Below are 24,917 nucleotides of genomic sequence, written 5' to 3'. Positions count from 1 at the left end.
CATTAATAACATTAAGATTCTCCGCGTTGTTTTCAAAACCATTAAGAAGTTAAGAGCAGTTAAGATTATGGTTTGCCTTAACTAAACTTAACTTCTTAATGGTAAAAAATATTTGAATACCGATTAATCCCTTAACTGGTCAGTGATACTGTAATTTCCTAAAACGTCGGCTAACCAATTAATCAACCTTTTCCAACCATTTACGCGCATTCACGAACGCTTCCACCCAAGGCGTGACCTCGTCCTGTCGGCCATCAGGATAATTCGCCCAGTTCCATTGGAAAACCGACCGTTCTATGTGCGGCATCGTAACCAGGTGTCGGCCCGTAACGTCGCACAACATCGCGACGTCATAATGCGAACCGTTCGGGTTTGCGGGATAACCTTCGTAACCGTATTTGGCTACGACTTCGTAATTGTCTTCGCTCATCGGCAACTCGAACTTTCCTTCTCCGTGTGAAATCCAAACGCCCAGAGTCGTTCCCGCCAACGTCGACAGCATTATCGAATTGTTTTCCTGTACTTTCACCGACGTAAATCCGGATTCGTGTTTGGCTGAATCGTTATGCAACATTCTCGGTTTCACATTGTGTCCCGGATTGATCAACCCAAGTTCGATGAACAACTGGCAACCGTTGCAGATTCCAACTGAAAGCGTGTCTTCGCGTCTGAAGAAATTCTCCAAAGCCGTTTTCGCTTTCTCATTATAAAGGAATGCGCCCGCCCAGCCTTTGGCCGAACCGAGTACGTCCGAATTCGAGAATCCGCCGACCGCGCCAATGAATTGGATGTCTTCCAACGTTTCGCGACCTGAAATCAAATCGGTCATGTGCACGTCTTTCACATCGAAGCCCGCGAGATACATGGCATTTGCCATTTCGCGTTCCGAATTCGAACCTTTTTCACGGATGATCGCGGCCTTCGGCTTCGGTTTCGAGGAATCGATCTGCGGTTTCTTTCCGTCGAAATGTGTCGGAAGCTCAAACCTCAAAGGTTGGTTCTTATAATTGTCGAAGCGTTCTTTCGCTTTCTTCTCGCCCGATTGTTTCGTGTCGAGCAAATACGATGTCTTGTACCAAACATCGCGCATTTCAGCTACGTTCAGGCTGATGTTGTCGTCGGCGTTTGCGATCGTTACCGTATTTCCTTCGACGACTTTCCCGATGTTGAAAAACTCGATATCATTTGATTTCAATGTCTTTTCAACCGAAGCATCGGCCTGGAAAACGATCCCGATATTCTCCGAGAACAACAGTTTGATCGTGTCATTCTCATTGATTTTCGTCAAGTCGAATTGGGCGCCGAGGTTCACGTCAGCGAAACACATTTCAAGCAAGGTCGTGATCAAACCACCGCTTCCGATGTCGTGTCCGGCTGCGATTTTTCCATTCGAAATCAATTGTTGCAAAACGTCGAATGTCTTCTTAAAGCTCGCGGCGTCGGTAACGTCCGGAGCTTCATTTCCGATCTTGTTGAGGATTTGCGCAAACGACGATCCGCCCAATTTGTGCGAATCCTGTGAAAGGTTGATGTAGTAGATATTGCCGCCGTTCTTTTTCAATACAGGTTCGACGACTTTCGTGATGTCGGTGCAATTTCCGGCCGCCGAAATGATCACGGTTCCCGGGGAAATCACGTCTCCGTCAGGATAACGCTGTTTCATTGAAAGCGAATCTTTTCCCGTCGGGATGTTGATTCCCAAAGCGATCGCGAAGTCTGAACACGCTTCGACTGCTTCATACAAACGCGCATCTTCGCCTTCGTTCTTGCACGGCCACATCCAGTTCGCCGACAGCGAAACGCCTGAGAGTCCTGATTTTATCGGTGCCCAGATCAAGTTTGAAAGTGATTCGGCGATCGCATTCCGGCTTCCGGCTTTCGCATCGATGATCGCGGCGATAGGCGAGTGGCCGATCGAGGTCGCGATCCCTTCTTTCCCGTTGAAATCCAACGCCATCACGCCGACATTGTTCATCGGCAATTGCAACGGACCTGCACATTGTTGTTTTGCCACGCGTCCGCCCACGCAACGGTCGACTTTGTTCGTGAGCCAATCCTTGCACGCGACGGCTTCGAGTTGCAGAACCGCCTCGAGATATGTCTGGAAATCGGCTTGGGAATAGTTCAGGTTTTTGTAGTCGCGGTGTATCGAAACGTCGTTCATTATCGTTTTCGGCGACGAACCGAACATGTCTTCGATCGCGAAATCCATTGGTTTTGCGCCCGTGGTTTCTGATTCGAACGTGAATCGGTGGTTGTTCAAGATATCACCGACCTCGTACATCGGGGAACGTTCTCTCTCGGCAACCTTGTGCAGGAATTCGATATCGTCCTGGCCGATGACCAATCCCATTCGTTCCTGTGATTCATTCCCGATGATTTCCTTGGCCGACAATGTCGGATCGCCCACAGGAAGCGCGTCGAGGTTTATCTTTCCGCCCGTTTCCTCAACGAGTTCGCTCAAACAGTTCAAGTGTCCGCCGGCGCCGTGATCGTGGATCGAGACGATTGGGTTGTTGTCGCTTTCGACGAGGCCGCGGATCGCGTTTGCGGCGCGTTTTTGCATTTCAGGATTTGAGCGTTGGATTGCATTGAGTTCGATTCCTGAACCGAAAGCGCCCGTATCGGCACTCGAAACCGCAGCTCCGCCCATTCCGATCCTATAGTTTTCACCGCCCAAAATGACGACTTTGTCACCTTGTTGCGGTTTTTTCTTGATCGATTGGTCGGCCTTTCCATAACCGATTCCGCCCGCTTGCATGATGACTTTGTCAAAGGCGAGGCGTCGGTCGTTTTCTTCGTGCTCGAACGTCAGGATCGAACCCGTGATCAGCGGTTGTCCGAATTTATTCCCGAAATCCGACGCTCCGTTAGACGCCTTGATCAAAATGTCCATCGGCGTTTGGTATAACCATTTGCGCTCCGGCATTCCGTTTTCCCAGTTTCGATCATTTTCGAGACGCGAGTACGACGTCATATAAACGGCGGTTCCGGCGAGTGGCAACGAACCTTGTCCACCGGCCAAACGGTCGCGGATTTCTCCGCCCGAACCCGTCGCGGCTCCGTTGAACGGCTCGACCGTCGTCGGGAAATTATGTGTTTCGGCTTTCAATGAGATCACCGATTCGAATTCTTTTTCAGAATAGAAATCAGGTTTGTCAGCCGTTTTTGGTGCGAACTGCGTGACTTTCGGTCCTTTGATGAATGCGACGTTATCTTTGTAGGCCGATACGATTTCTCCGGGAAATTCGGCCGACGTTTTTTTGATGAGTTTGAAAAGCGACGTCGGTTTTTCTTCTCCGTCGATCACAAAAGTTCCGTTGAAGATCTTGTGTCGGCAGTGTTCCGAGTTGACTTGCGAAAATCCGAATACTTCAGAGTCGGTCAATTTGCGCCCGAGTTTTTCAGACAGATTATTCAAATACTCGACTTCCTCGTCGTTGAGCGCCAAACCTTCCTGTTTGTTGTACGCGGCGATGTCCGAAATTTCGAGGATTGGTTCGGGCGTGATGTTGATCGTGAAGATATCCTGGTTCAATTCGGGATATTTCTGCGACAACATCGGGTCGAAACCCGTGAAAGGTTCGTCGACCTTCAGGAATTCCTCGATTCGGATAATTCCTTCGATGCCCATGTTCTGGGTAATTTCGACGGCATTCGTGCTCCAGGGCGTGACCATTGCGGCACGTGGTCCAACAAAAAAATCCGTGAGGACGGATTTCTGTATTTGGTGCGCGTTGGCGAATAACCAGTTTAATTTTGATACGTTTTCGTCCGATATCGGGCCTTGCGTTTGTACTGCAAAGACGACATCGCTTTCGTTTCCGAAGAAATGGATCATGGTAAGATGAGTTGTGTTTACGCGTGCAAATTTACTGCGTTATTTTTAATTTTGGATTATAAATTATGAATTGTATCGCCACATCCAAAATTTAAAATTCAACTTTTAAAATAATTTTTTGGGCGTTGCGCCGGCTGTAAGGTTTTGGGTAAAGTCAAAAGTCAATGAGCCGCCGCCGGGCTGCCCGTTCCAAGTCCTCGCGCTCCTGCGTCGCACTGCGGGCTTTCCACTCGCATCCCTAACGCGGGCGATGATCAATCCTCGAAAGTCGTCCAGTTGTACGCGCCCAGATCGAACGGATCAATCCTCGGGTTTTCGAGAATATCGACGTCGACATCGGTATCGATACCAAAACCGCGCGCATCCGAATTTTCGCCTATCATCAACTCATTCTCGTTAATATTCCTGAATCGCGGATTTCCACCTTTCACGATGTTCGTTTCGTCATCGAGGAAGTTGTACAATTCGTTTCCGACCTGTCCGTACTTGATCTGGCATTTCGTGAAGTTGAAATTGAACGTATCGTCGTCGTTCTTATCGAGCAAAAGTTCGCGTTGGTTTGACCCGAAGATGATGCAGTTCGTGAAGTTTGCTGCCAAAAGCGGCTCGGTGACGACTGCCTGGTCCACTTCGGCATAATTATTCAGCCAAACGGCCGTTTGCTGTGAGCTCACGAAATTGTTGTTGATTGTGCAATGCGTAAAATTATACGTTCCGCCGAACAAGCACGCAACGGTCGCCGTTCCCGCCGAGTTCACCACGACGTTCGTTGCCGTAATCGTCGATGTCTGTCCGTAAATACCGTATTGGGAATTGTCGTAAATCTGTACTTTATCGAGGTTGACCGTCGCATTCTGGGCGTAAATAGGAGCGATGCCGTTCTTTAATGTAGCGTATGCAAAATTTCCGGTACTGTTACCCGTGAGCCAGATACCGAACCATTGCCCCGGAATATCCGAGAAATCGGGTTCGAGGCGGTCGCCTTCAAAAATGATCTGGTTGTCTTGCGTATCGGCTGTAGATGGCGCGCCCAAAGCGTTTATGGTCGCTCCGTCGGCTAAAATAATTCCTGAGAGATCATGGAAATGCACGCGCGCCCCGGGTTGGATCGTGAGCGTTTCGTTCGCCGGAACCGCGGCCAATCCGTAGATCACGTACGGTTTATCGTTCCCGAAAACAAATTCGTCGCCGTTCACGGGATCGGCGTGGTCGAGTACGAAACCTTCGACAAGATCTTCTCCGATCTGCAGGTATTCGAGGAAATTCCCGTCCTCATCGCGTTTCGGATATAAAAAATATGCGTCCTGGACAAGCGTCACCAAATCGACGTCCTGGAAGTTTCCGGTTTCCCCGAACAGGATTTGGTCGGTGTATAAAAACGTTGTTGGATCGGCGTCGGCCACGCCCGTAGTCGTCTCGATGAAAATGTACATGCTGTCTTTTGCGAGCATTTCGACGTTGTGGAAAACGCGGTTGTTTTCGCCCGTCATGCCGTCGACCGTGATGCGGTATTTGGAATCGAGCCCTTTTCCGAGTTGGATCGTCGGGATGCTGATGTCTTTGTCGCTTCGGTTGTATACTTTGAGCGTGTACGTGCTCGAGCCGATGTTCGCGAAAACCGTGTCGAGATACACCGTATCGCGAGAGAAACGCAATCCGCCAACGCTGTGTTGGAACTCGAAATCGCTGCGGCAAGACGAAAGGCAAATCAAAAATCCTATGGAAAAAAGCAGAATAAAATTACGCATGTGGTTCGGTTTGTACTATGTAACGTGTTTCGGTTTGTAAAAGTATGTTATTTTATGACTTTGACGGTTTTGGTCGCTTGCGAATTTTCGTTCTCGATCGTCACCAAATACGTTCCCGGCCCAAACGGGAAATCGATCGCGGCGGTTTCAGTTGCTGAAATTATTGAGATAAGTCGCTGGCCCAAAGCGTTGCGCACCGTGACCTTGGCATTGGCGACGCTTTTGACGTTGAGTTGGGATTTTACAGGGTTCGGATAGACTGAAAACGCCTCTGTTTCGATTTGTGCGACCGACAATTGTTCGGGGCTGAACTTTACGATCCAAACGTCGCTCATGCCGCGCGATTCCTCGGTTTTGTCTCCGAAGATTCCCGCGTTCGAACTCAGCCCGACGATGATCGAATTGTTCGAAGCCTTGCACAGCGACATAGCGAACGTACTTTGGTCGTTCGCGAAAATGCGGTTCCAGGCCAAGGTTCCGCTCGCGTTGAGCTTGGTTAGCATGCCGCGGAATGTCGGTTCGGTCGCGTAGGATGTGAAGTAAATTCCGCCATCGGGAAATTCGAGAAGTTCTGAAACGCGACATTCGCCCGTTATCGGTTGTTCCTCGTAGGTCCAGATCACTTGTCCCGACGCATTTGTTTTTACGACTACCGACTTGAACAGATACGAAAGCGCGCTGCGTCCGACAGGCCCTGAAATCGCTCTGGTTCCGCCCAAAAGTATATTTCCGTCAGACAATTCGATCACCGACGATACTTCTGAAAAATTGTAGGCGCGTTGCCACAAAATCGTTCCCGTAGCGCTTAATTTTACGACCCAGGAATCGTCGAGCCACGGATTTGCGAGCGTCCTGTCGCCTGAAATTCCTGACATCGAATAGCCGGCGCAAATGAAGTTCCCGTCATTGGTTTGTACGACCGATGTAAGCGTGTCATAGGAACTTCCGCCCAACGTTTTTTGCCATTGGATGTTGCCCGACGAATCCAGTTTCAATATCCAATAATCGGTTTGGCCGCGCGAGGCTTCGGTCTTGTCGCCGTCGATGCCTGAAGTCGATGTGCCGCCGATGAGGAAGCCGCCGTCGGTCGTCGCGATTATATCGCCCGTCATTTCGAACATGTTCGCGCCGTAAGTATGTTGCCAGATTATCTGACCCGTTGCCGACAATTTTACGATCCAAAAATCGCTGAAACCCTTTGAATTTTGTGTCTTTTCGAAATTTGCGTTGGAGTATGAATAGCCTAGAATGACGCTGCTTCCGTCGGGCAAAACGATGTATTTCGTGGGAATGTCGGTGTCGTTTCCGCCGATGGTTCGCTGCCACTGGATGTTTCCGATGCTGTCGGTTTTCAGGACCCAGTAATCGGTTTGGCCGCGGCCCGCTTCAGTCTTCTCGCCTGAAATGTCGGACGCCTGGGAATTTGCGCCGACGAGATAACCGCCGTCTGGAGTTTGTGCGATCGTCGAGATGCCGTCCTGGCCGTTACTGCCGATCGTACGTTGCCAGTCGATCGCGGGCGCCTGGGCGAGAACGGCCGAAGTCATGAAAAGTAAGGCGTAAAGTTTTTTCACGTGTGCTTTTTTGCCGATAAATATAACGGATTTCGCTCTAAAATCCATTCGGGCATACCGATTCCTTTTCGTAATTTTACGCGAAATACAACACTATGTTCGACAAAGAAAAAGTGCTTGCGATGTGCAACGCATTTTCAAAAGAAAACACTTTGATGGCCACGCTCGAGATGGAATTCATCGACGCCGGCCCCGATTTCCTGAAAGCCAAAATGCCCGTTACGCCAAAAGTGCACCAGCCGATGGGATTGTTGCATGGAGGCGCATCGGTCGCACTTGCCGAATCGGTTGGGAGTGCGGCATCGCTCATGTTCATCGATACGGCCGAACGCGAAGTGCGTGGCATCGAAATTTCGGCAAACCACGTCAAGGCGAAACGCGAAGGCACGGTTTACGGAACGGCGCGCATCATCCACAAAGGCGGAACGATCCATTTGTGGGAAATAAAGATTACCGACGAGAACGACAACCTGATCTCATTGTGTAAGCTCACGAACATGGTCTTACCAAGGAAACGCTGATGGAATTTTTCGAGAAAGCACAAAGTTGTCTCAGCGACGGGAAACCGTTCGTACTATTCCGAAAGCCCGACGAAACCACGGTTTCGGGAATGTTTCAACGCGATCGCGTATCGCACGGCTGTAACAAATGCGACGTTTCGGGTTTCGTGTTCGCGCCTTTCGCAGGTGACGACATGCTGTATTTGCCCGAATTGGAATCGGATATTGAAAGCGTTGCGTTTTTGCCGAAAGATGTGACGTTGAATGCGCCCGAACTTGAAATAGACGAAATCGCCAAAAAGGATTTTGAAGCGCTTGTCAATAAAGCCGTCGCCGAAATCAAGGAAGGAACGTTCGACAAGGTCGTCCTGTCGCGCACTGAAAAGGTCGCACTCGAGGATTTCGACATTTTTGAAGCCTTCAAAAAACTCGCCTGGGCGTACCCCAAAGCGTTCGTGTATTTGTGGTTCCATCCCGAAACGAATATCTGGATGGCCGCGACGCCCGAGAAATTACTCAAGGCAAACGGAAATTCGTTCGAAACGATGGCGCTCGCGGGAACCCAGAAATTCCAGGGAGACGCGAATGTCGAATGGCCAAGAAAAGAGCGGGAGGAACAGCGTTTCGTGACGGATTTCATCTGGAACAGCCTCGAAGGCCTGGTTTCGGAAATCGAATTGAGCGAACCGTATACGTACCAAGCCGGCAATCTGCTGCACATCCGAACCGACATTAAAGGACAATTGGCTTCGAACAATCATTTACCCGACGTGATTTTCACGTTGCACCCGACACCGGCGGTCTGCGGCCTACCGAAGCAAGCGGCGCGTGAATTCATTTTAGCCAACGAGGGTTACGACCGCGAATTCTATTCGGGATTCGTAGGCGAGTTGAATCTCGAAACCGGAACCGATCTGTACGTGAACCTGCGTTGCATGAAAATCATCGACGATCAAGCGCAATTATTCATGGGCTGCGGAATCACGAAAGACAGCGTCGCGGAGAAGGAATTTTTTGAGACGGTGAATAAGGCGTTGACTGTGAAGAAGTGCCTTTAATGGTTCAGGAATTCAAAAACTTCGAAATTCGAAATTCGTTGATAATGGGTTGGAAATTTGAAAACATTAAATTTTAAATGGATAATGGGTAATTGATAATGGATAATTGATAATGGATAATTGATAATGAATAATGAATAACGAATAACGAATAACGAATAACGAAAAATGGATAATCGATAACGAATCTACAAATCTACGAATCAACGAATAACGAATCAACGAATCAACGAATCCCGAATAACGAATTTTGGACTATAAGCCCAACGGAAGACAATGATTCAAATCAACGAATCAACAAATCAACAAATCAACGAATCAACGAATAACGAATAACGAATTTTGAACTATAAGCCCAACGGAAGGCAACGATTCAAATCAACAAATCAACAAATCAACAAATCAACGAATCAACGAATCAACGAATCAACGAATCACGAATTTTGAACTATAAGCCCAACGGAAGGCAATGATTCAAATCAACAAATCAACAAATCAACAAATCAACAATGAAACTAAACATACTCGCCTTCGGTTCCCATCCCGATGATGTCGAACTCGGCTGCGGCGGCACGATCGCAAAAGAAATCGCACTCGGGAAAACCGTAGGCATCATCGATTTGACCAGAGGCGAACTCGGTACGCGCGGAACGGCGGCGATACGCGACCAGGAAGCGGCCGATGCGGCGAAAATACTCGGCGTTTCGGTGCGCGAGAACTTAAATATGCGCGACGGTTTTTTCGTGAACGACGAGGAACACCAACTCGCCGTGATCCGCATGATCCGAAAATACCAGCCTGAAATCGTGTTGTGCAACGCGATCGACGACCGTCACATCGACCATGGAAAAGGAAGTAAATTGGTGTCGGACGCCTGTTTTTTGTCGGGGCTTCGCAAAATCGAAACCGAATACGACGGACAAACTCAGCAGGCGTGGCGCCCCAAAGTCGTCTATCATTACATCCAATGGAAAAACATCACACCTGATTTCGTCGTCGACATTACAAATTACAATGCGAAAAGGGTAGAGGCGATCATGGCGTATAAATCGCAATTTTACGACGCGAACAGCAAAGATCCCGTGACGCCGATCGCTACCAAGAACTTTTTGGAGAGCCTGGATTACCGCGCCCAGGATTTGGGACGTTTGATCGGTGTGGATTTGGCCGAAGGTTTTACGGCCGAACGTTATGTGGCAGTCAATAGTTTAGCAGATTTGATATAATTTTTTTTCATTTTTGTTTGTAAAAGATAGTTATTGGCTTATCTTTGCCCTCGCAAAAACATGGTGGTTGTAGCTCAGTTGGTTAGAGCGTCGGTTTGTGGTGCCGAAGGTCGCGGGTTCGACCCCCGTCATCCACCCTTAGATTTGGAAAGGCTTCGAGAGATCGGGGCCTTTTTTTGTTTTACTGCATATTCGATTCTTATTCTGAGGCAAATGCGCGATATGAAGACGGTTTTACGACTGCTGCTACTTTTGATTTCGTCGGGAATTTCGGCCCAGCAACGAACGACGACGGTTACGACAACGCCCGATGAACTCGTTTATCTTATAAGCGGCTATCGTGAACAATTAGGAAGCGGCGCCGACATCGGGAAAGAAGGTTACGATTTCCTGATGATCGATATCTTCGACTACGGCGACAAACGGTTCTTCTACCGACGACTCGTCGAAAAAAAGACAGGAAAGACCAAAGGCGTCTCGGTCATTGCGCACTTCGTCTCGAAAGGCCGCATCCATTACACGGCGATCGACATCGGCCCGAAAGGTTCCACATCGTTTCAAATCAGAGACGAGTCGGGAAAGTTCAACAGGAAAGCGACGTTCTCGACGCTGCGATATTTGAATATCATCTGTAACTCGACATCAGGGACGACTGCTGAGGAACTCGATTTTTTGACCGACGGGATCGAAAAGCCATTCGACGCCGACGGAAATCTCAAAAAGCCCGGCTATCGTCTTGAAAAATACTTCGCCTACAACAGGATGGACGCAACCGCTACATTTTATAAGTTCATTCTTGACGAGTCGAACGAAATCAAGGCGCTGTTCGCCATAGTTTCCAAAGACAAAAACGACAAGAAACGATTCGTATGCATTCCGCTCAAGGATGAAAAATTGCAAAGTGAGTTCAGCGAAAATCTATTCCATGGCATGGGATTGACGATGGCCGAAGTATTTTTGGAAGGCTACGATGCGATGCTCGGAATCCTGACCGACGATTTCTACAACAAATAAAAAATTCAATTTCCTCAAAAAGTCGAAATTGTGTAACTCAGTTTCAATTGAGTAACGTAAATTAGGATTTCAAAATTCGGGTTATGGTAATTTACGTCGACGACGATCGTGACGATCAAATGTTGTTTCAGGAAATCGTTTCCTCGTACGGGAAAGAAATGTTGGTCTTTGGCCGAAGCGACGAATTTCTTTCACTGCTCAACCAACCGCCCGGCGAAGACACGCTCGTCTTCCTCGATTTGAACATGCCGATCCGAACAGGCGAGGAAGTGTTGTCGATGATAAAATCGTCGGAACTCTGGAAAAACGTTCCCGTCGTGATCCTTTCGACATCGATCAGCGAGGTCACCATCACGAATTGCCGAAACGTCGGCGCGAAACTGTATATCGTAAAAGCCACCGATTTCTCGCGACTCAAAACGTCCATCGATTACGCGCTGGGAATCGACTTTAGGACTTTTGAGCCTGATGATAGGAGTTTTGTGTATTTTGAGATTCCGTGAAGAGAGTGCCTGAGTGCTAGGTGCCTGAGTGCCTGAGTTTCGATTCTGTAAAAATCAACTCCGTTTTCTAAAGGTGAAAAAAGTCACACAGAATTGTTATTTAGCGCTAAGAATATTGTTTCGTATGTTCGAAATTTGCACTCAGGCACTCAGGCACTCAGGCACTCAGCACTCAGCACTCAGCACTCAGCACTCAGCACTCAGCACTCAGCACTCAGCACTCAGGCACTCAGGCACTCAGGCACTCAGGCACTCAAGCACTCACTTTGCACTTTCCCCCCAAAACCTTGCATCATTCCAACATCAGCACCTCTTTTAAAGATTTTTTAACATTTCGAAAATCAGGCTTTAGTAATTTCACACCCACTAACCTAAAACACCTGATAATGAAAAGATCACTTCTGGCCATCGCACTTTTTGCATTTACGGCCAATTATGCACAAACCACAACGGTTACGACTACGACCACGACCGACAATGGAGAAACAAAAACTGCGAGCATGACGAGCGTATACGATAAAGCAGTGACGGTTTCGGCAATCGGATCGTTTCCTGAACTGAATCAAGTCGGGCTCAGCATCGAATTCCTTGGAAACAACCAAACAAAGACGATGAAAGACAAAAAGTTTAGTTATTATTCGTCGAAAATCGTGAACATCACATACGGTATGATGAAATATGAAGTTCCGGGGGACGATCTCGACGGAAATGGTTTTGTCGTAGAAATCGGCCAACGCACGTATTTCATGGGTAAAAACAGTGGACCATATCTTGGCAACTATCTTTCATACGGAAATATTAAGTTTGACGAAGATTTTGGTGGTGAAAATTTTGACGGAACATATTCCTATTTTTCACTATTCAGCCCTGAACTCGGATATAAAATCAAACTCGGAAATCTAGCCATCGATCCTTTTGCGGGAATAATGTGGAAACTAGAAATCAAAGGAAAAGGGTTTGTTGACAACCGCAACGTCGATGAATGGACGCCACGCGTCGGACTCAAAATCGGCTACCAATTCTAAAAATATTCGTTAATAAATAAGAAAACGCTCTGGGAAACCGGAGCTTTTTTATTTTTGTAAAAAATCACGCGATGAAAAACCTGTTGTTCCTGTTGTTGCTTCTGCCGTTGACCGCGATTTCCCAAAAGGATTACATGGCCGAAACGATCGAGAAAAAGGTCATGATGATCCAAACGTTCGTGCACAAGGCTGAAAAAGGCGAGGAGTCGTTCTGGCAGACGAAGGGCAAGGTCACGTACTTCATCGTCAACTACACCGAGCTGCAAAATCCGCAGTTCAAGGAACTTTTCATCAAGCAATACCAGGAATTGTTGCCCATCTACAACAAAATGATCGTGAGCCAGGACGAGAACGATACGCGCAAGTTCATCCTTACGTTGATCCGGCAGGAAGACGATTTCAGGAAATTGCTCACGCCCGAGCAACTCCAGAAATACCGCGACAAACTCAGCGATTACGACAAGAACGACAAGACGAACCGCGACGCCTACAACTCGCTTTTCTTCACCGATTCGCTGCTTGCCGAATACAAAAAACGCTACGACTACAAAGGTTGATTTGATCTTTTGGGCGTGCCACCGGCTTTGGATGTGGCTTGTCTCCCGTTTAAAATTCTGGCAACGCCGCTGTCAGGCTATCCGCTATATCTTTTTCTCGTTCCTCAAAAAAGGATGCCGCTTCTATCCTTCACGCCGATGCTTGTAAGATTCCCACATCCGTTCTTAAGGAAAACTTAAATGGAATCAGGGCGTTGTGTCAAAGATGTAACTTTAGGTTGTTGATGAGTTGATGAGTTGATTCGTTGATTCGATTCGATGTCTTCCGGACAACGCCAAACCTGAAACCAATAATAAAACTAAAACCAATGTCACAATTCACTTTCATCCAAAAGATAAATGTTGCGAGCATTCGCGATTATATCATCACGCATCGCATTGACCAAGGCGACACTTTGGTTTTGAATCCACAGGATTTCGAGCATTTGTTTCACGACATCAAAGCCTCGTCTGACGAGATTCCCGACATTCCATTAAAACTCCTGGGTGTTTTGATCACACAGGATTCAACCGATACCGTCCCAATCGGAAAAGTTCAGATCGTCAAGAACGAGAAGTTTTAAAGCTCGTCTTTTCGGTTTCAGGCCATTACGCTCATTTAGCGCACCGACATCCAATCCTTGTCGGTTCCTTATTTGACCGTGATGGTTTTTTTTTGGGGTTCAGGGTTCAGGGTGCAAGGTTTAGGGTGCAAGGTGCAGGGTGCAAGGTTCAGGGTGCAAGGTTCAAGGTTCAAGGTGCAAGATCCACGCAGTTATGTCTTTGACGGACGATTATACGTTCTAACAAAAAAACTTCCGGTTATCCAAAACCCTGCACCTTGCACCCTGAACCCTGTACCCAAACCTACTTTCCGTCCTTATCGACAACAAGTTTATCCTTCCTGTTCGCTATCTCCCAAGCCGTCACGAACGCCAATCTCGTACGGCTCAACATCGCGTCGAATTCGATCTTTTCGACATCGTCGCCGGGTTTGTGATAATCAGGGTGAACGCCGCTAAAAAAGAAAACCGATGGAATTCCGTTCTTCGCGAAATTGTAGTGATCCGATCTATTGTAGAAACGGTTCGGGTCGTTTCGGTCGTTGAATTTAAAATCGAGATCGATCTTGGTAAACTTCGAGTTCTGGTCGCGCACGATCTTATCGAGGTCGCTGGAGAGTCGGTCTGCGCCGATCACGTAAATGTAATTGTTTGTCGCGGTGTGCGGTTCGTCGCGTCGTCCGATCATGTCGATGTTGATGTCGGCAACCGTTTTCGCGATCGGAAACAATGGATTCTCTGAATAATAACGCGAGCCGTGCAAACCGTGTTCCTCGCCCGTTACGTGAAGAATCAGGATAGAACGTTTCGGCCCGTAACCGTCTTTCTTGGCTTTTTGGAACGCTTGTGCGATTTCCATCAACGCGACCGTTCCCGTTCCGTCATCGTCGGCTCCATTGTAAACGACTCCGTCTTTTGTTCCGACGTGGTCGTAATGCGCTGAGATGACCACGATTTCGTCAGGTTTTTCAGAGCCTTCGATAAAGGCCCAAATATTTTCGGAATCCGGCAGGTTTTCATTGCGCTTCGCATTCAGGAAAGCTGCGGGAACCTTTTGATAATAGTCGGTCGCGCCTGTCGGGAATGCGATTTTGTCCGATTTGTATTGGTCGATCATGTAGCGGCCGGCCTTCTTTTGCCCTGCGGAACCCGTTTCGCGTCCTTCCATGTCGTCGGCTGCGATGATCGTAAGGTGTTTTTTAAGTTCGTCCTGCGTAATCGTGTTCATGTATTTGTTCACGGTCACTTCGGCATTTATATCATTTTTGGTGCTTTTACACGAGATGACGAGCAACGCGGCACCGAATATCAGGTATTTTTTCATAAGTCTTGATTTAGTTCATATTTGTTGTCACGCCGATGGAATTGTTACATCAATGCATGTAAAGAATCGTGTAGGTTAATAATCCGACGGCAAAAATCGAGATCAGCACCATGTTGATGATGTAAAGCGCAAGGCTTTTGAGTCTCGAAATCGCTTTGCGTTCGCCATAGAAATTGCTGTGCGACCTGAAGAAATAAAAGAACCACCATCCGCAAAGGCAAAACCACATGAGGCCGACGAGCACCGAGAAAGGCATGAATTCGAAAAATTCCGCCGCGGTCGCGAGGCAGTTCATGACCATCATCGTCAATAATAGGAACGAGAAATAGTGCAACGTAAAAATTCCATGGTCGAAATAATACCAACGTTTTTTGCCGTGGAAAACCCACAACCAAAACGCGAAGAGCGGCATGTAAAGAAACAAGGCCTTGGGTACGTTGTGCACGAAGCCGTCGGTAAGCTTGTCGGCGAAATCCTTGTCATCGGTCTTTTCCTGGATTTCGGCAAGTTTGTGCTCCAACATATAACGAAATCCATGCAATTTTTTGCTTTCAGGCAATGAATTCTGTATCGAGTCGAATTCCCTTACGTTATCAAAATCACCGAAATCGTCGATGTCACGGTTCTTGCTCTTGTCATCTTCTTTTTCTTCGGGAGGTCGGCTTATGGAAAAGTCACCGATTCCACCCGGTTTCAGGGATACTAACGTGTCGGCCGTTGCCGGATTGGCTGCGATTTCTTTTTTGATTTTCGAGGTCGTGTTGTCTTCGTCTTTGGAAGGCAAGACGCCTAACAGGAAAAATGTGACGAAACTGATGAAGATGTACAATCGGACTGGCGCCAGATACGACAACCGTTTCCCCGACAAATATTCCTTGGTCAATCTTCCCGGCTTGAAAAGCAAGTGGCGGATCGTTTTCCAGAACGCATTTTCGTAATGCGTCAAATCCTCGAAAAAGTGAATGAAAAGATGGTGGAAGGTTTTGCGCGAGTCGGTGTTTTCCTGTCCGCAATTCGGGCAATAGCGCTTTTCGACTACGTGGCGGCAATTGAGGCAAGTCTTATCCTGGCGTAACGGATTGTGTCCCGACATGTTTTGTTGATTGGTGTTTTCAAAAATAACAAAGATTAAAAGATTGAAAGATTAAAAGATTGAAAGATTTGCGTGCGCCGTAAAAAAAATCCGCGACACTATGAATGTCGCGGATCATGTAAAGAATCAAGGGAATTATTTTTTGAGCGTTTCGTCGAGAAATTGCTGCAGCGCTTTCCAGGAGCGTTTGTCGGCTTTTTCGTTATAAGCGGCTCCTTTTGAATTGTCGGAACCGGCTCCTTTTTCAGTAAACGCATGGACGGCGTTCGCGTAGTAGATCATTTGCCAATCGGCTTTTCCATCGCGCATTTCCTGCTGGCACGCGATCACGTCTTCTTTCGGGACAAAGGGATCGTCGGCGCCGTGGCAGATCAAGACCTTCGTTGAAATCGCATCGTTTTGTCGCGACTTGTCTTTGCCGAGACCGCCGTGGAACGAAACCACTCCGTTTACAGGCATTCCGGAGCGCGCCATTTCAAGTACGCCCGTTCCGCCGAAGCAATATCCTATCGCGGCAACGTTGTTTTTTGCAGCTCCGAACTTTATAAGTTCATCGAACGCAAGTTGTATGCGACGCTGATAATCCTTATAATTATCCTTGTAATATCCGGCATTTTTACCGGCTTCACCGGGATTCTTCGGGTAATTGCCTTCTCCGTAAATGTCGGCGATGAAAACGTAATAACCCAATTTCGTCAATTCCTGTGCGACTTCCTTTTCGTGGTCGGTAATTCCCATCCAGGCAGGAAGAATCAACACACCTGGTTTTGCAGCCGATGGTTTTGCGGGGGCCGAAGCCAGTCCGTTTAGTTTTTGCGCACCGTCCTTATATGCGACGGATTTGAGTTGTGCCTGCGTCATTGCCGAAATGCAAAGCGCGAAAGCGAATAAGAGTTGTTTCATATTATTTTGTGGCTACAGTGTCTGAAGCGATCTTGTTGCGTATGCCTTTTTTGGCCTGCTCCATCTTGGCGCGGTTTTCGGCACGGCGTTTTTTGATTTCCTCTTCGGTTTTTTGTTTGTTGCGTTGTCCTTCGGCTGTAGGTTCGGCCTTGGATTGGGCGGGTTGCGACGTTTCTTTCTGCGTCACCGGTCTTGTTTGTTTCTTAGGCTTTTCCTGGGCCGATGCAGCGACCGAGAAGCCTAAAAACGCGATCAAAAGTAACACTGTCTTTTTCATAATGGGGTATTTATGGAAATTAAAGATACATTTTTTGGAATCACTTGGTTGCGCTTGCTCAAAATTTAACCTTCGCGACCCATTGGAAATATGTCCAAATCAGTTTTCCGCCATACCGCATTGTGAAAATCGTGCCACAATTGGAATTACTTGTTTCGCCCGGTACGACTGTTCTCGGCATCCCAGTCTTTTGTGCTGTCGCCTTGGTCGCGCACGTCGGTGTCGTTGATTTCGCTTACGTATCCCGCGGCGTCTTCGGCTTTATCCCGATCGGAATCTTCATCCTCGGCGGAGGTTTCCTTTTGCGGCGTCTTGTCGGCTAGTTTTGCCGATGTTTCGTCGATCTGCGGCAAGTTGTCGGTTACATCATCGAATGGTTTCTGATGATAATTGCGGTCTTCCTTTCCGTCAAACTTGTGGTTGTGTTGCGTGTCCATGATCTTAACTTTTGAATTATATTTTTTCCTTTTTTTTCTTCTCTTCTTGTTTTCGCGTCGGAATTACGCTTATCGTGCGTTCGAGTTCGTGTTCTTCGACATAGACCGCGTACTCGGCGGGACGAATCCTTGCGCCCGTGAATTCGGCGTAAGCGCGCGTAAATTCGGCACCGAAATACAGAATCGCGGCCGTGTAATAGACCCAAACCAAAATGATAATCAGCGATCCGGCGGCTCCATACGCGGTTCCCGTGCTGGTTGTTTCGACATAAATGCCAATCAGATAACGCCCGATCATAAACAAACACGCGGTGAAAAACGCCCCAATCCGTACGTGTTTCCAATCGATGTATGCGTCTGGCAACACTTTAAAGATCGTGGCGAAGAGTATTGTTATGACACTGAAACTCACGATGACATTTATACTGTTGAATAACAGCAGCGTGATTTCAGGGAAAAAACTTTTAAGCCAATCATTCATGGCGACGAGCGCTCCGTTCACCATCAGCGAGACGATGAGCAAGAATCCTAAACCGATGATGAGCGAGGAAGACAGAAGCCTGTCCTTCAATAATTTTACCCAGCCGCGTTTTGGTTTCGCCTTAACTTTCCAAATGATATTGATCGAATCCTGTATTTCGCCGAATACGGTCGTAGCACCAATTATCAGCGTTACGATACCGATGATGAGCGCGGTCGTGGTTTTGCCCGACAATTCCATGTTTCGGATCACGTCCTGTATCTGCAGCGCGGCTTCGGCCCCGATCAATCCGTTTATTTCACGGAACACATGGCCATTGATCGCATCCCGTCCCAGAAATAATCCCGCAAGTGAAATCATGAGCAGCAACAAGGGCGCCATCGAGAACACGGTGTAGTACGACAACGAAGCGCTCAACTTTAGCGCGCGGTCGTTTATGAAACCGTTGAACGTGTTCCTGAGCAATGTCCAGATATCGTGCAATGTCTGTTTCCTGAAATATTTGAGCATATTTGTGTTTTTAATTGAAAAGAAAAACACCGAATTTTCGATCCGGTGCTTTTCCAAGTTGTGTTGTATTATGGCTTAATTAGCGATTTGATAGTGCTCGACTTCGATGTGGTTCTTAAAGTTTTCGATGTCGTTCTTCAACATTTTTTCGAATAATGGATTCAGCAATTTAGCGGCCGCCTCACCTGCGATTCCGAGTGGCGCGTGATAGGAGATCGTAATGTCGAGGTCCGTTTTGTTGGTGCCGGTTTCGCTGAATACCACTTTCCCTGCATTATCGACTGTCGATCCCGGAAGCGAGTGCCAGCTCAGTTTTTTACCTGGCTCGTCCATTAATATCTCAGCTTTCCACGATAGTTTTCCGATGCCTTTCGGGCCTGTCGCCGTCCATTCTGATTTGAGGTTGTCGATTTCGTTTACGCTCGACAAATGTTTCATGAACAACGGAAGATTTTCCAGGTTTCTCCAGAATTTGTACACTTCATCGACCGGTCTGTTCACCGATATGGAAGTCCGGATATTCACGTTGGTTCCCGAGAGTTTGCCCGTTTTGTCCACGGCATCGTAAATTGGGCAATAGCCGCTGATGCCGCGCATCAACATCGTTCCGCCTGCGATACTTTGCGGAATGCTTTTCTTTTTTCCGGAAAGCGCCTTGTAAAGCAAATACGATCCGGCGGCGACCATTGCGATGCGTTCCACGGTGCTCACGTTTACTTTGAGTCCGGGAATCAGGCTTTTTTGTTCGTTTCCGTTCTCGTCAGTATAGTAAGAAGCTTCTTCAGGATTCGAGATGCTCGCGTATCGGTTCGGGTCGGTTCCCGATTGATCGATTTTTGAGAAATTTCGTTTTTCAGTAGTTGCGGTTGCGGTTTTCATAATGGTTGTTTTTAGCTTGCCTTACAAAGTTATTCCCGCAATCGTCATATTGCCTTACAGGATAATGGGGTTTTGTTGCATTGTTTATGTCGTATTGTAGAGGTAACCCCTACAAAATTGGTCGCGGTATGCGAAATCACCTAAAAATTTCCAAAAAAAATCTTAAAACCGCTTCGAATACGTCGCTAATGTTAACTTTGTGATTCCAAAACCGATTATAACCTAAAACCTAAACGACTATGCTGCGCCTTTATGCATCTGAAACGTTTAAAGAAATCACTATTGACGCACCTTTACGTATGCGTTATGCGATTTCGAATTACGGAAGATTAATGAGTTTTACCGAATCGATTGAAAAAGGCACCCTGTTGAAGGGCGGCCAAAGCAACGGTTACCGAATTCTCCCGTATAAGATGAACGTTGACGGAAAAATCAAAAACAAGATCATTTTTATCTACAAACTAGTTGGGGAGCTTTTCCTGCCGCCGCCGACCGAAGATCAGGTCCACTTGATCCACCTCGACCGAACGACCGACAACGACAACGTCAAAAACCTAAAATGGGTTACCAAAGACGAGTTCCTCGAGTTCTACAAAAACAGTCCGCGCGTGAAAGCCGGGAAAATCAAGGGAATGGCGCAACGCATGAAGTCAGACGGCCACAAGCTGACGATCACGCAGGTCATGCGCCTCAAGAAAGAACTTGCAAACCCAAATCGCAAAACCCGAATGAAAATACTTGCAAAGCGCTTTGGCGTTAGTGAAATGCAATTGTATAGGATTAAGCGCGGTGAGAATTGGGGACATATCCAGGTTTAATTGACAATTGACAATTAACAATGGATAATTGACGATTCGTTTGATATGATATAAGAAAAGTTCTCGTTAAACGGGAACTTTTTTGTTTTTATAACATTTCCGAGATCACATTCGGCGAAATAATTTGTTACATTTAATTTTCCGAAACAATCTCTCCCTAGTATCCCAATTTTGAACGGATTTTTCAAATTACGATAAATCCAATTGTCAATTATCCATTGTCCATTGTCCATTGTCCATCGTCCATTGTCCATTGTCAATTTTACTATATGAAACCATTCCGAATCGGCCTCTGCATGGCCGGAGCCGTCTCAGCCGGAGCCTACACGGCCGGCGTCATGGATTATCTGCTCGAAGCCTTGGCCGAATGGGAAAAGCAACGCGGACAACCCGGCGTTCCGACGCATCAGGTCACGATCCCGATCATGGGCGGCGCGTCGGCCGGAGGAATGACCGCAATGCTCGCCGCGAGTACGATCAACAATGAGATCGCGCCCGTCGGTTTGCCCGAACCTTCAAGACTGCTCGACGAACATCCTGAAAATAAACTCTACCACAGTTGGGTCGATCTGACGCATCGCGACATGTTCCCGAAAATGCTCGACACGTCCGACATCAGCAAAGGAAACATTGTCTCGCTACTCAATTCGAAGTTCATCGATGAGGTCGCCAATAAGATGTTGCAAGCGAACGTCGACAAATGGCAGCCGACGCCACCGTATTTCGAATCGCCCGTTAAAGTTTTCACGACACTTTCGAATCTCGCGGGATTCCATTACAACGTCGATTTCATCGCTGGCCGACGCAAGGAAAAATACAACATGTCGGTCCATAACGATTACGCGTGTTTTGAGGTTACCGACGGCACGATTCCCACAAGTCCCGGCTGGATTCCGCTCGACTTCAAAAACGGTACATCACTCAAGGCGGCTCGAGACGCGGCAATGGCTACGGGAGCGTTCCCGCTTGGCTTGCAATCCAGGATATTGGAGCGCGAAACGAAATACGTGCAGGATATTCCGTGGTTGCGCGACGTGTTTGCGAACAGTCCGCTTAAAGGCGAAACCGTGAAGACGCTCAACGTCGACGGCGGCATGATCAATAATGAGCCGTATGAAAAAGTACGCGATTTGTTGGACGAATATACGGTCGAGAGCCGAGGTTTGCAGTCGGTTTCGTTAGAACAGAAACAGGAAACATTGAGTTCGGTGAATTCGAATTTCAACACGTTCGAAAATACCGTTTTGATGATCGACCCGTTTCCGAGCAAGGACGCCGAGGAATTCAATTACAAGCAAGGCATCTTTTCAGTCATCGGGAAAACACTGTCGGCCATGACGGCCCAGATGCGCGCCAAACCAATCGATTACCGGTCGGTGATGTTCATGACCGACGCGAGCAAGTTCATCGTTTCGCCTTCGCGCCAAATCCGTGACGAGCAGGGAAATATCGTCGATGAATTGTTCGGCGAAAAGGCGATCGCATGTGGCACGCTTTCAGGTTTCGGCGGTTTCCTGAGTAAGGAATTCCGGATCCACGATTATTATCTGGGTCGATACAACTGCGAGGTTTTCCTGCGCGATTATTTCACCTTGACGGCCGAAGCACTCGAACTCAACCCGATTTTCGCGCAAGGTTACAAAACCGCCGACAAGTCCAGATTCTCGACGATGGCCGCCGGGGATTTGCGCTACCAGATCATACCGATATTTTCGGAACGTCCACAACCCGGAACGTTCAAGATGCCCGAATTCTCAAGCAAGACGAATTGGCCGACTATTTCCGAGAAAGAAATCGACCGTTTCGAGAAACCAATAAAGCAACGCGTGAACGCGATCATTCTCAACGCCGCCGAATTCAACTGGCTTACGACAAGCCTGATCTGGGTAGGAGCGAAGGTGGTGCTCAACCGCGTTTTGGCGGGCAAAGTGATCGGGGCGATCAAGTCGAGTTTGAGCGATTGGAAGTTGCTGCAATAGGAACCCGAATCCTTTTCCTATTTTTGCATCCTCAATCCATAACATGCCGATCCGAAAAATAAAACGCACTTATAGAAAAACGAAATACGGACTATATCGCGAAACGCTCGTTGATTTCAGAGAGCATTTCTGGGCGTTTGTCGGATCGTTTATCGGAATGGGAACGATCGCCTACTTGCAGTACAAAGCATTTCCAAAAGACGATTTTGTTTTCCTCATCGGGTCATTCGGTGCGTCTTGCGTTTTGGTGTACGGCGTGATCCAAAGTCCGCTTGCGCAACCTAGGAATCTGCTTGGCGGGCACCTGGTGTCGGCCGTCGTCGGCGTTTCTATTGCGAAAATCTTTCCTGATCTGATGTGGATTTCGGCTCCGTTAGCCGTCTCGCTCTCGATCGTATTCATGCAGGTCACGAAGACATTGCATCCGCCCGGTGGCGCTACGGCGTTGATTGCGGTTACGGGTTCGACCGAAATCCGGAATTTGGGATTTTGGTATGTATTGTCGCCTGTACTTTCGGGCGCGATTATCTTGCTTATAACCGCTTTGATTTTCAATAATTTGACCGATAAGCGTCATTATCCGAACCACAAAAAAGTTCAGGATTATAAACGGAAATTAATATTTAGGAAAAAGGGTTTCGACACGTGATCGCTAATTACATCTTTCCCATATTCTCTTACACGCGCTTGCCTGCCGCATTTCCGAACTGTAAATTAGCAGAAAATCATTACAGTTATGAAATTCAAATTGCCCCTAATCACAACCTTAATCGCCGTTTTTTTGCTCGTTTCTTCTTGTAAAAAAAACGACGGAAAACTTTCGGAAGACCCGAAAGACAGATACGCGCTCGACATGGCGAAGTCCGACGAGTTCTTTTCGAAACACCCAGATTTCAAACCTTTCAAGTCCGACATCGGAAAACTGTACGCCAAGCACGAGAACAAGATGATTTGGTATGACAAGGACGGACGCGTCGATTTCGCCGAAGTCTTGTACGACAAAGCCGCGCAGATCGAAAAGGAAGGCGTGATCGAGAAATTGCCTTATACGGATGAATATGAAGATTTATTTTCAGAACGCGACACTAAGAAACCGTCGGCTGAAGACGAATTGCTCATCAGTTCGCTATATTTCTTTTATGTGAATAAGGTCTACGCGGGCCTTGACGCCAAACAAAGCCAAAAAATGGGCTGGTTTTTACCACGGGAAAAAGTGTCGTATGTTTCTTATCTCGACAGTCTGATCAAAGATCCTGACCTCCTCGACGATAAAATGATGTCGAATTTTTCCCAATACGACAACCTGCGAAAAGGACTGAAAAAATACCGCGATATCGAGAAGAAAGGCGGCTGGGGAACGATCACTTTCCCGAAAGGTAAAAAAGATTTGAAGCCCGGAGATTCTGATCCCGCGGTCGCGCAGGTTCGTAAACGCTTATTCGTTTCGGGCGATTTGGGTAAAGATTCTGGAAGCTCGACTTTTGATGGCGAACTCGAATCGGCGATTGAAAAGTTTTCGAAACGCCAGAATTCCGAAAACAAAAACATCACGTCGGAACTCGTCGCGCAACTGAACGTTCCCGTCGCCCAACGCATCAAGACGATCATCGTGAACATGGAACGCTGCCGGTGGATTTCAAGCGATATAGAAAAAGCGCCGGAATACGTTGCAGTGAACATTCCGTCGTATCGTCTGCGTTATGTGAAAGACAGTAAAACCGCGCTCGAATCGAACGTCGTCGTCGGTAAGGAACTCAACAAGACCGTCGTGTTCAGCGGCAAGATGTCGTATTTGGTTTTCAGCCCGTACTGGAACATACCGAAAAGCATCGTGAAAAAGGAAATCGAACCCGGCATCGCGTCTGACAAGGATTACCTCGAAAAACACGACATGGAATATTACAACAATGGCAAGAATATCCGCCAACGTCCCGGAAACGACAATTCGCTCGGGCTCGTGAAATTCATGTTCCCGAACACGAACAATATTTACCTGCACGATTCGCCCGCGAAAAGCCTGTTCAACAAAGAAGATCGCGCGTTCAGCCACGGTTGCGTGCGCGTCCAGAAAGCGAAGGAATTGGCGAATTTGATCCTGGCCGACGATAAGAACTGGAACGCACGAAAAATCGACGAAGCCATGCATTCGGGCGAGGAAAAACAATACGGGCTCAACAGGAAAATCCCGGTTTACATCGCGTATTTCACGGCGATGGCCGATGCCGACGGAAACGTCGCTTTCTTCGACGACATTTATAACCGCGACGAACGTTTGGCGCGTCTGCTGTACAACTAATCAATTCCAGACGATAAAAAAGTCGCGACACAGGCGGATCTGCGTTTTCTTTTTGCACTTCCCGAGGTGTCGAGATTCAGCGAACTCAAATTTTTACTGTTCGGAAACAGATTCTTTACCGATAAACTGTCTTCACGCATGGCAATCAACCCGAACTTGGCTTCGGGTTTTTTGTTGGCATTTATTTTCGGGGTTTTTGCGTCCGAATTCGTAAACGATTTCAGGATTGAGGACTTGAATTCGTAGACCTTGAGGTTTTGGTCGGAGGTTATTTTCCTGATTTCCGAGATGTCTTTGAGACTCGTCGGACGCAGAAAATGCTTGCCAAACGA

At 47.5% G+C, this 24,917-nt stretch carries 22 protein-coding genes and 1 tRNA gene; 13 read left to right on the top strand and 10 right to left on the bottom strand.

What is annotated here, in order from left to right; all coding sequences use genetic code 11:
• Positions 1-178: 178 nt before the first annotated feature.
• From purL to EOO50_RS12040, 3 genes are all read right to left on the bottom strand, one after another.
• Positions 179-3,841: a phosphoribosylformylglycinamidine synthase gene (gene purL, locus EOO50_RS12050; protein ID WP_290840460.1), complete on the bottom strand. Its 3,663-nt coding sequence runs from the start codon at positions 3,839-3,841 to the stop codon at positions 179-181.
• A gap of 254 nt (positions 3,842-4,095) precedes the next feature.
• A complete protein-coding gene (locus EOO50_RS12045) occupies positions 4,096-5,589 on the bottom strand; it encodes a hypothetical protein (protein ID WP_290840457.1) in 1,494 nt (497 codons plus the stop codon).
• 47 nt (positions 5,590-5,636) lie between these two features.
• The gene (locus EOO50_RS12040; protein ID WP_290840455.1) at positions 5,637-7,163 is read right to left on the bottom strand and encodes a T9SS type A sorting domain-containing protein; all 1,527 of its coding nucleotides are present in this window, start codon (positions 7,161-7,163) and stop codon (positions 5,637-5,639) included.
• Between the two features lie 95 nt (positions 7,164-7,258).
• Here EOO50_RS12040 and EOO50_RS12035 point away from each other — a divergent pair, with 95 nt between their 5' ends.
• The 9 genes from EOO50_RS12035 to EOO50_RS11995 all read left to right on the top strand — a co-directional run bounded on the left by EOO50_RS12035 (position 7,259) and on the right by EOO50_RS11995 (position 13,609).
• Positions 7,259-7,684 carry a PaaI family thioesterase gene (locus tag EOO50_RS12035; protein ID WP_290840453.1) on the top strand — a complete coding sequence of 142 codons (426 nt, stop codon included), beginning with the start codon at positions 7,259-7,261 and terminating at the stop codon, positions 7,682-7,684.
• Positions 7,684-8,721, top strand: a complete 1,038-nt coding sequence (locus EOO50_RS12030) for an isochorismate synthase (protein WP_290840451.1) — start codon at positions 7,684-7,686, stop codon at positions 8,719-8,721. The genes EOO50_RS12035 and EOO50_RS12030 overlap by 1 nt, the downstream gene beginning before the upstream one ends.
• Before the next feature lie 509 nt (positions 8,722-9,230).
• Positions 9,231-9,947 carry a bacillithiol biosynthesis deacetylase BshB1 gene (bshB1, locus tag EOO50_RS12025; protein WP_290840449.1) on the top strand — a complete coding sequence of 239 codons (717 nt, stop codon included), beginning with the start codon at positions 9,231-9,233 and terminating at the stop codon, positions 9,945-9,947.
• Positions 9,948-10,010: 63 nt separating this feature from the next.
• A tRNA-His gene (locus EOO50_RS12020) sits at positions 10,011-10,084 on the top strand.
• Positions 10,085-10,169: 85 nt separating this feature from the next.
• A complete protein-coding gene (locus EOO50_RS12015; protein ID WP_290840447.1) occupies positions 10,170-10,961 on the top strand; it encodes a hypothetical protein in 792 nt (263 codons plus the stop codon).
• Between the two features lie 83 nt (positions 10,962-11,044).
• On the top strand, positions 11,045-11,464 hold the full coding sequence (locus tag EOO50_RS12010) for a response regulator (protein ID WP_290840445.1): 420 nt from the start codon (positions 11,045-11,047) through the stop codon (positions 11,462-11,464).
• Positions 11,465-11,850: 386 nt separating this feature from the next.
• Positions 11,851-12,489, top strand: coding sequence for an autotransporter domain-containing protein (locus EOO50_RS12005; protein WP_290840443.1), 639 nt, complete (start codon positions 11,851-11,853; stop codon positions 12,487-12,489).
• A 71-nt stretch (positions 12,490-12,560) separates the two neighbouring features.
• Entirely contained in the window at positions 12,561-13,046 is a 486-nt protein-coding gene (locus EOO50_RS12000) for a hypothetical protein (protein WP_290840441.1), read from the top strand.
• A gap of 308 nt (positions 13,047-13,354) precedes the next feature.
• Positions 13,355-13,609 (top strand): hypothetical protein, encoded by a 255-nt coding sequence (locus EOO50_RS11995; protein WP_290840439.1) that lies wholly within the window; start codon positions 13,355-13,357, stop codon positions 13,607-13,609.
• A 283-nt stretch (positions 13,610-13,892) separates the two neighbouring features.
• Here the strand turns inward: EOO50_RS11995 and EOO50_RS11990 are convergent, their stop codons facing one another.
• The 7 genes from EOO50_RS11990 to EOO50_RS11960 all read right to left on the bottom strand — a co-directional run bounded on the left by EOO50_RS11990 (position 13,893) and on the right by EOO50_RS11960 (position 19,492).
• Positions 13,893-14,912, bottom strand: coding sequence for a M28 family peptidase (locus EOO50_RS11990; protein WP_290840437.1), 1,020 nt, complete (start codon positions 14,910-14,912; stop codon positions 13,893-13,895).
• 49 nt (positions 14,913-14,961) lie between these two features.
• Complete coding sequence (locus tag EOO50_RS11985; RefSeq protein ID WP_290840435.1) at positions 14,962-16,005, bottom strand: DUF3667 domain-containing protein; 1,044 nt, start codon at positions 16,003-16,005, stop codon at positions 14,962-14,964.
• Positions 16,006-16,140: 135 nt separating this feature from the next.
• Entirely contained in the window at positions 16,141-16,908 is a 768-nt protein-coding gene (locus tag EOO50_RS11980) for a dienelactone hydrolase family protein (protein ID WP_290840433.1), read from the bottom strand.
• A gap of 1 nt (position 16,909) precedes the next feature.
• On the bottom strand, positions 16,910-17,185 hold the full coding sequence (locus EOO50_RS11975; RefSeq protein ID WP_290840431.1) for a hypothetical protein: 276 nt from the start codon (positions 17,183-17,185) through the stop codon (positions 16,910-16,912).
• A gap of 146 nt (positions 17,186-17,331) precedes the next feature.
• The gene (locus tag EOO50_RS11970; protein WP_290840429.1) at positions 17,332-17,622 is read right to left on the bottom strand and encodes a hypothetical protein; all 291 of its coding nucleotides are present in this window, start codon (positions 17,620-17,622) and stop codon (positions 17,332-17,334) included.
• A gap of 16 nt (positions 17,623-17,638) precedes the next feature.
• On the bottom strand, positions 17,639-18,613 hold the full coding sequence (locus EOO50_RS11965) for a YihY/virulence factor BrkB family protein (protein ID WP_290840427.1): 975 nt from the start codon (positions 18,611-18,613) through the stop codon (positions 17,639-17,641).
• Positions 18,614-18,688: 75 nt separating this feature from the next.
• Positions 18,689-19,492: an SRPBCC family protein gene (locus EOO50_RS11960; protein ID WP_290840425.1), complete on the bottom strand. Its 804-nt coding sequence runs from the start codon at positions 19,490-19,492 to the stop codon at positions 18,689-18,691.
• 239 nt (positions 19,493-19,731) lie between these two features.
• Here EOO50_RS11960 and EOO50_RS11955 point away from each other — a divergent pair, with 239 nt between their 5' ends.
• From EOO50_RS11955 to EOO50_RS11940, 4 genes are all read left to right on the top strand, one after another.
• Complete coding sequence (locus tag EOO50_RS11955) at positions 19,732-20,310, top strand: NUMOD4 domain-containing protein (protein ID WP_290840423.1); 579 nt, start codon at positions 19,732-19,734, stop codon at positions 20,308-20,310.
• Between the two features lie 269 nt (positions 20,311-20,579).
• Positions 20,580-22,289, top strand: coding sequence for a patatin-like phospholipase family protein (locus tag EOO50_RS11950; protein WP_290840421.1), 1,710 nt, complete (start codon positions 20,580-20,582; stop codon positions 22,287-22,289).
• A 43-nt stretch (positions 22,290-22,332) separates the two neighbouring features.
• Complete coding sequence (locus EOO50_RS11945) at positions 22,333-22,938, top strand: HPP family protein (RefSeq protein ID WP_290840419.1); 606 nt, start codon at positions 22,333-22,335, stop codon at positions 22,936-22,938.
• Between the two features lie 87 nt (positions 22,939-23,025).
• Complete coding sequence (locus EOO50_RS11940) at positions 23,026-24,585, top strand: L,D-transpeptidase family protein (RefSeq protein WP_290840417.1); 1,560 nt, start codon at positions 23,026-23,028, stop codon at positions 24,583-24,585.
• The last annotated feature ends 332 nt before the right edge of the window (positions 24,586-24,917 follow it).

Source organism: Flavobacterium sp. (assembly GCF_004211145.1).
Taxonomy (GTDB): Bacteria; Bacteroidota; Bacteroidia; order Flavobacteriales; family Flavobacteriaceae; genus Flavobacterium.
This window is presented reverse-complemented; position numbering and strand designations above follow the sequence as displayed.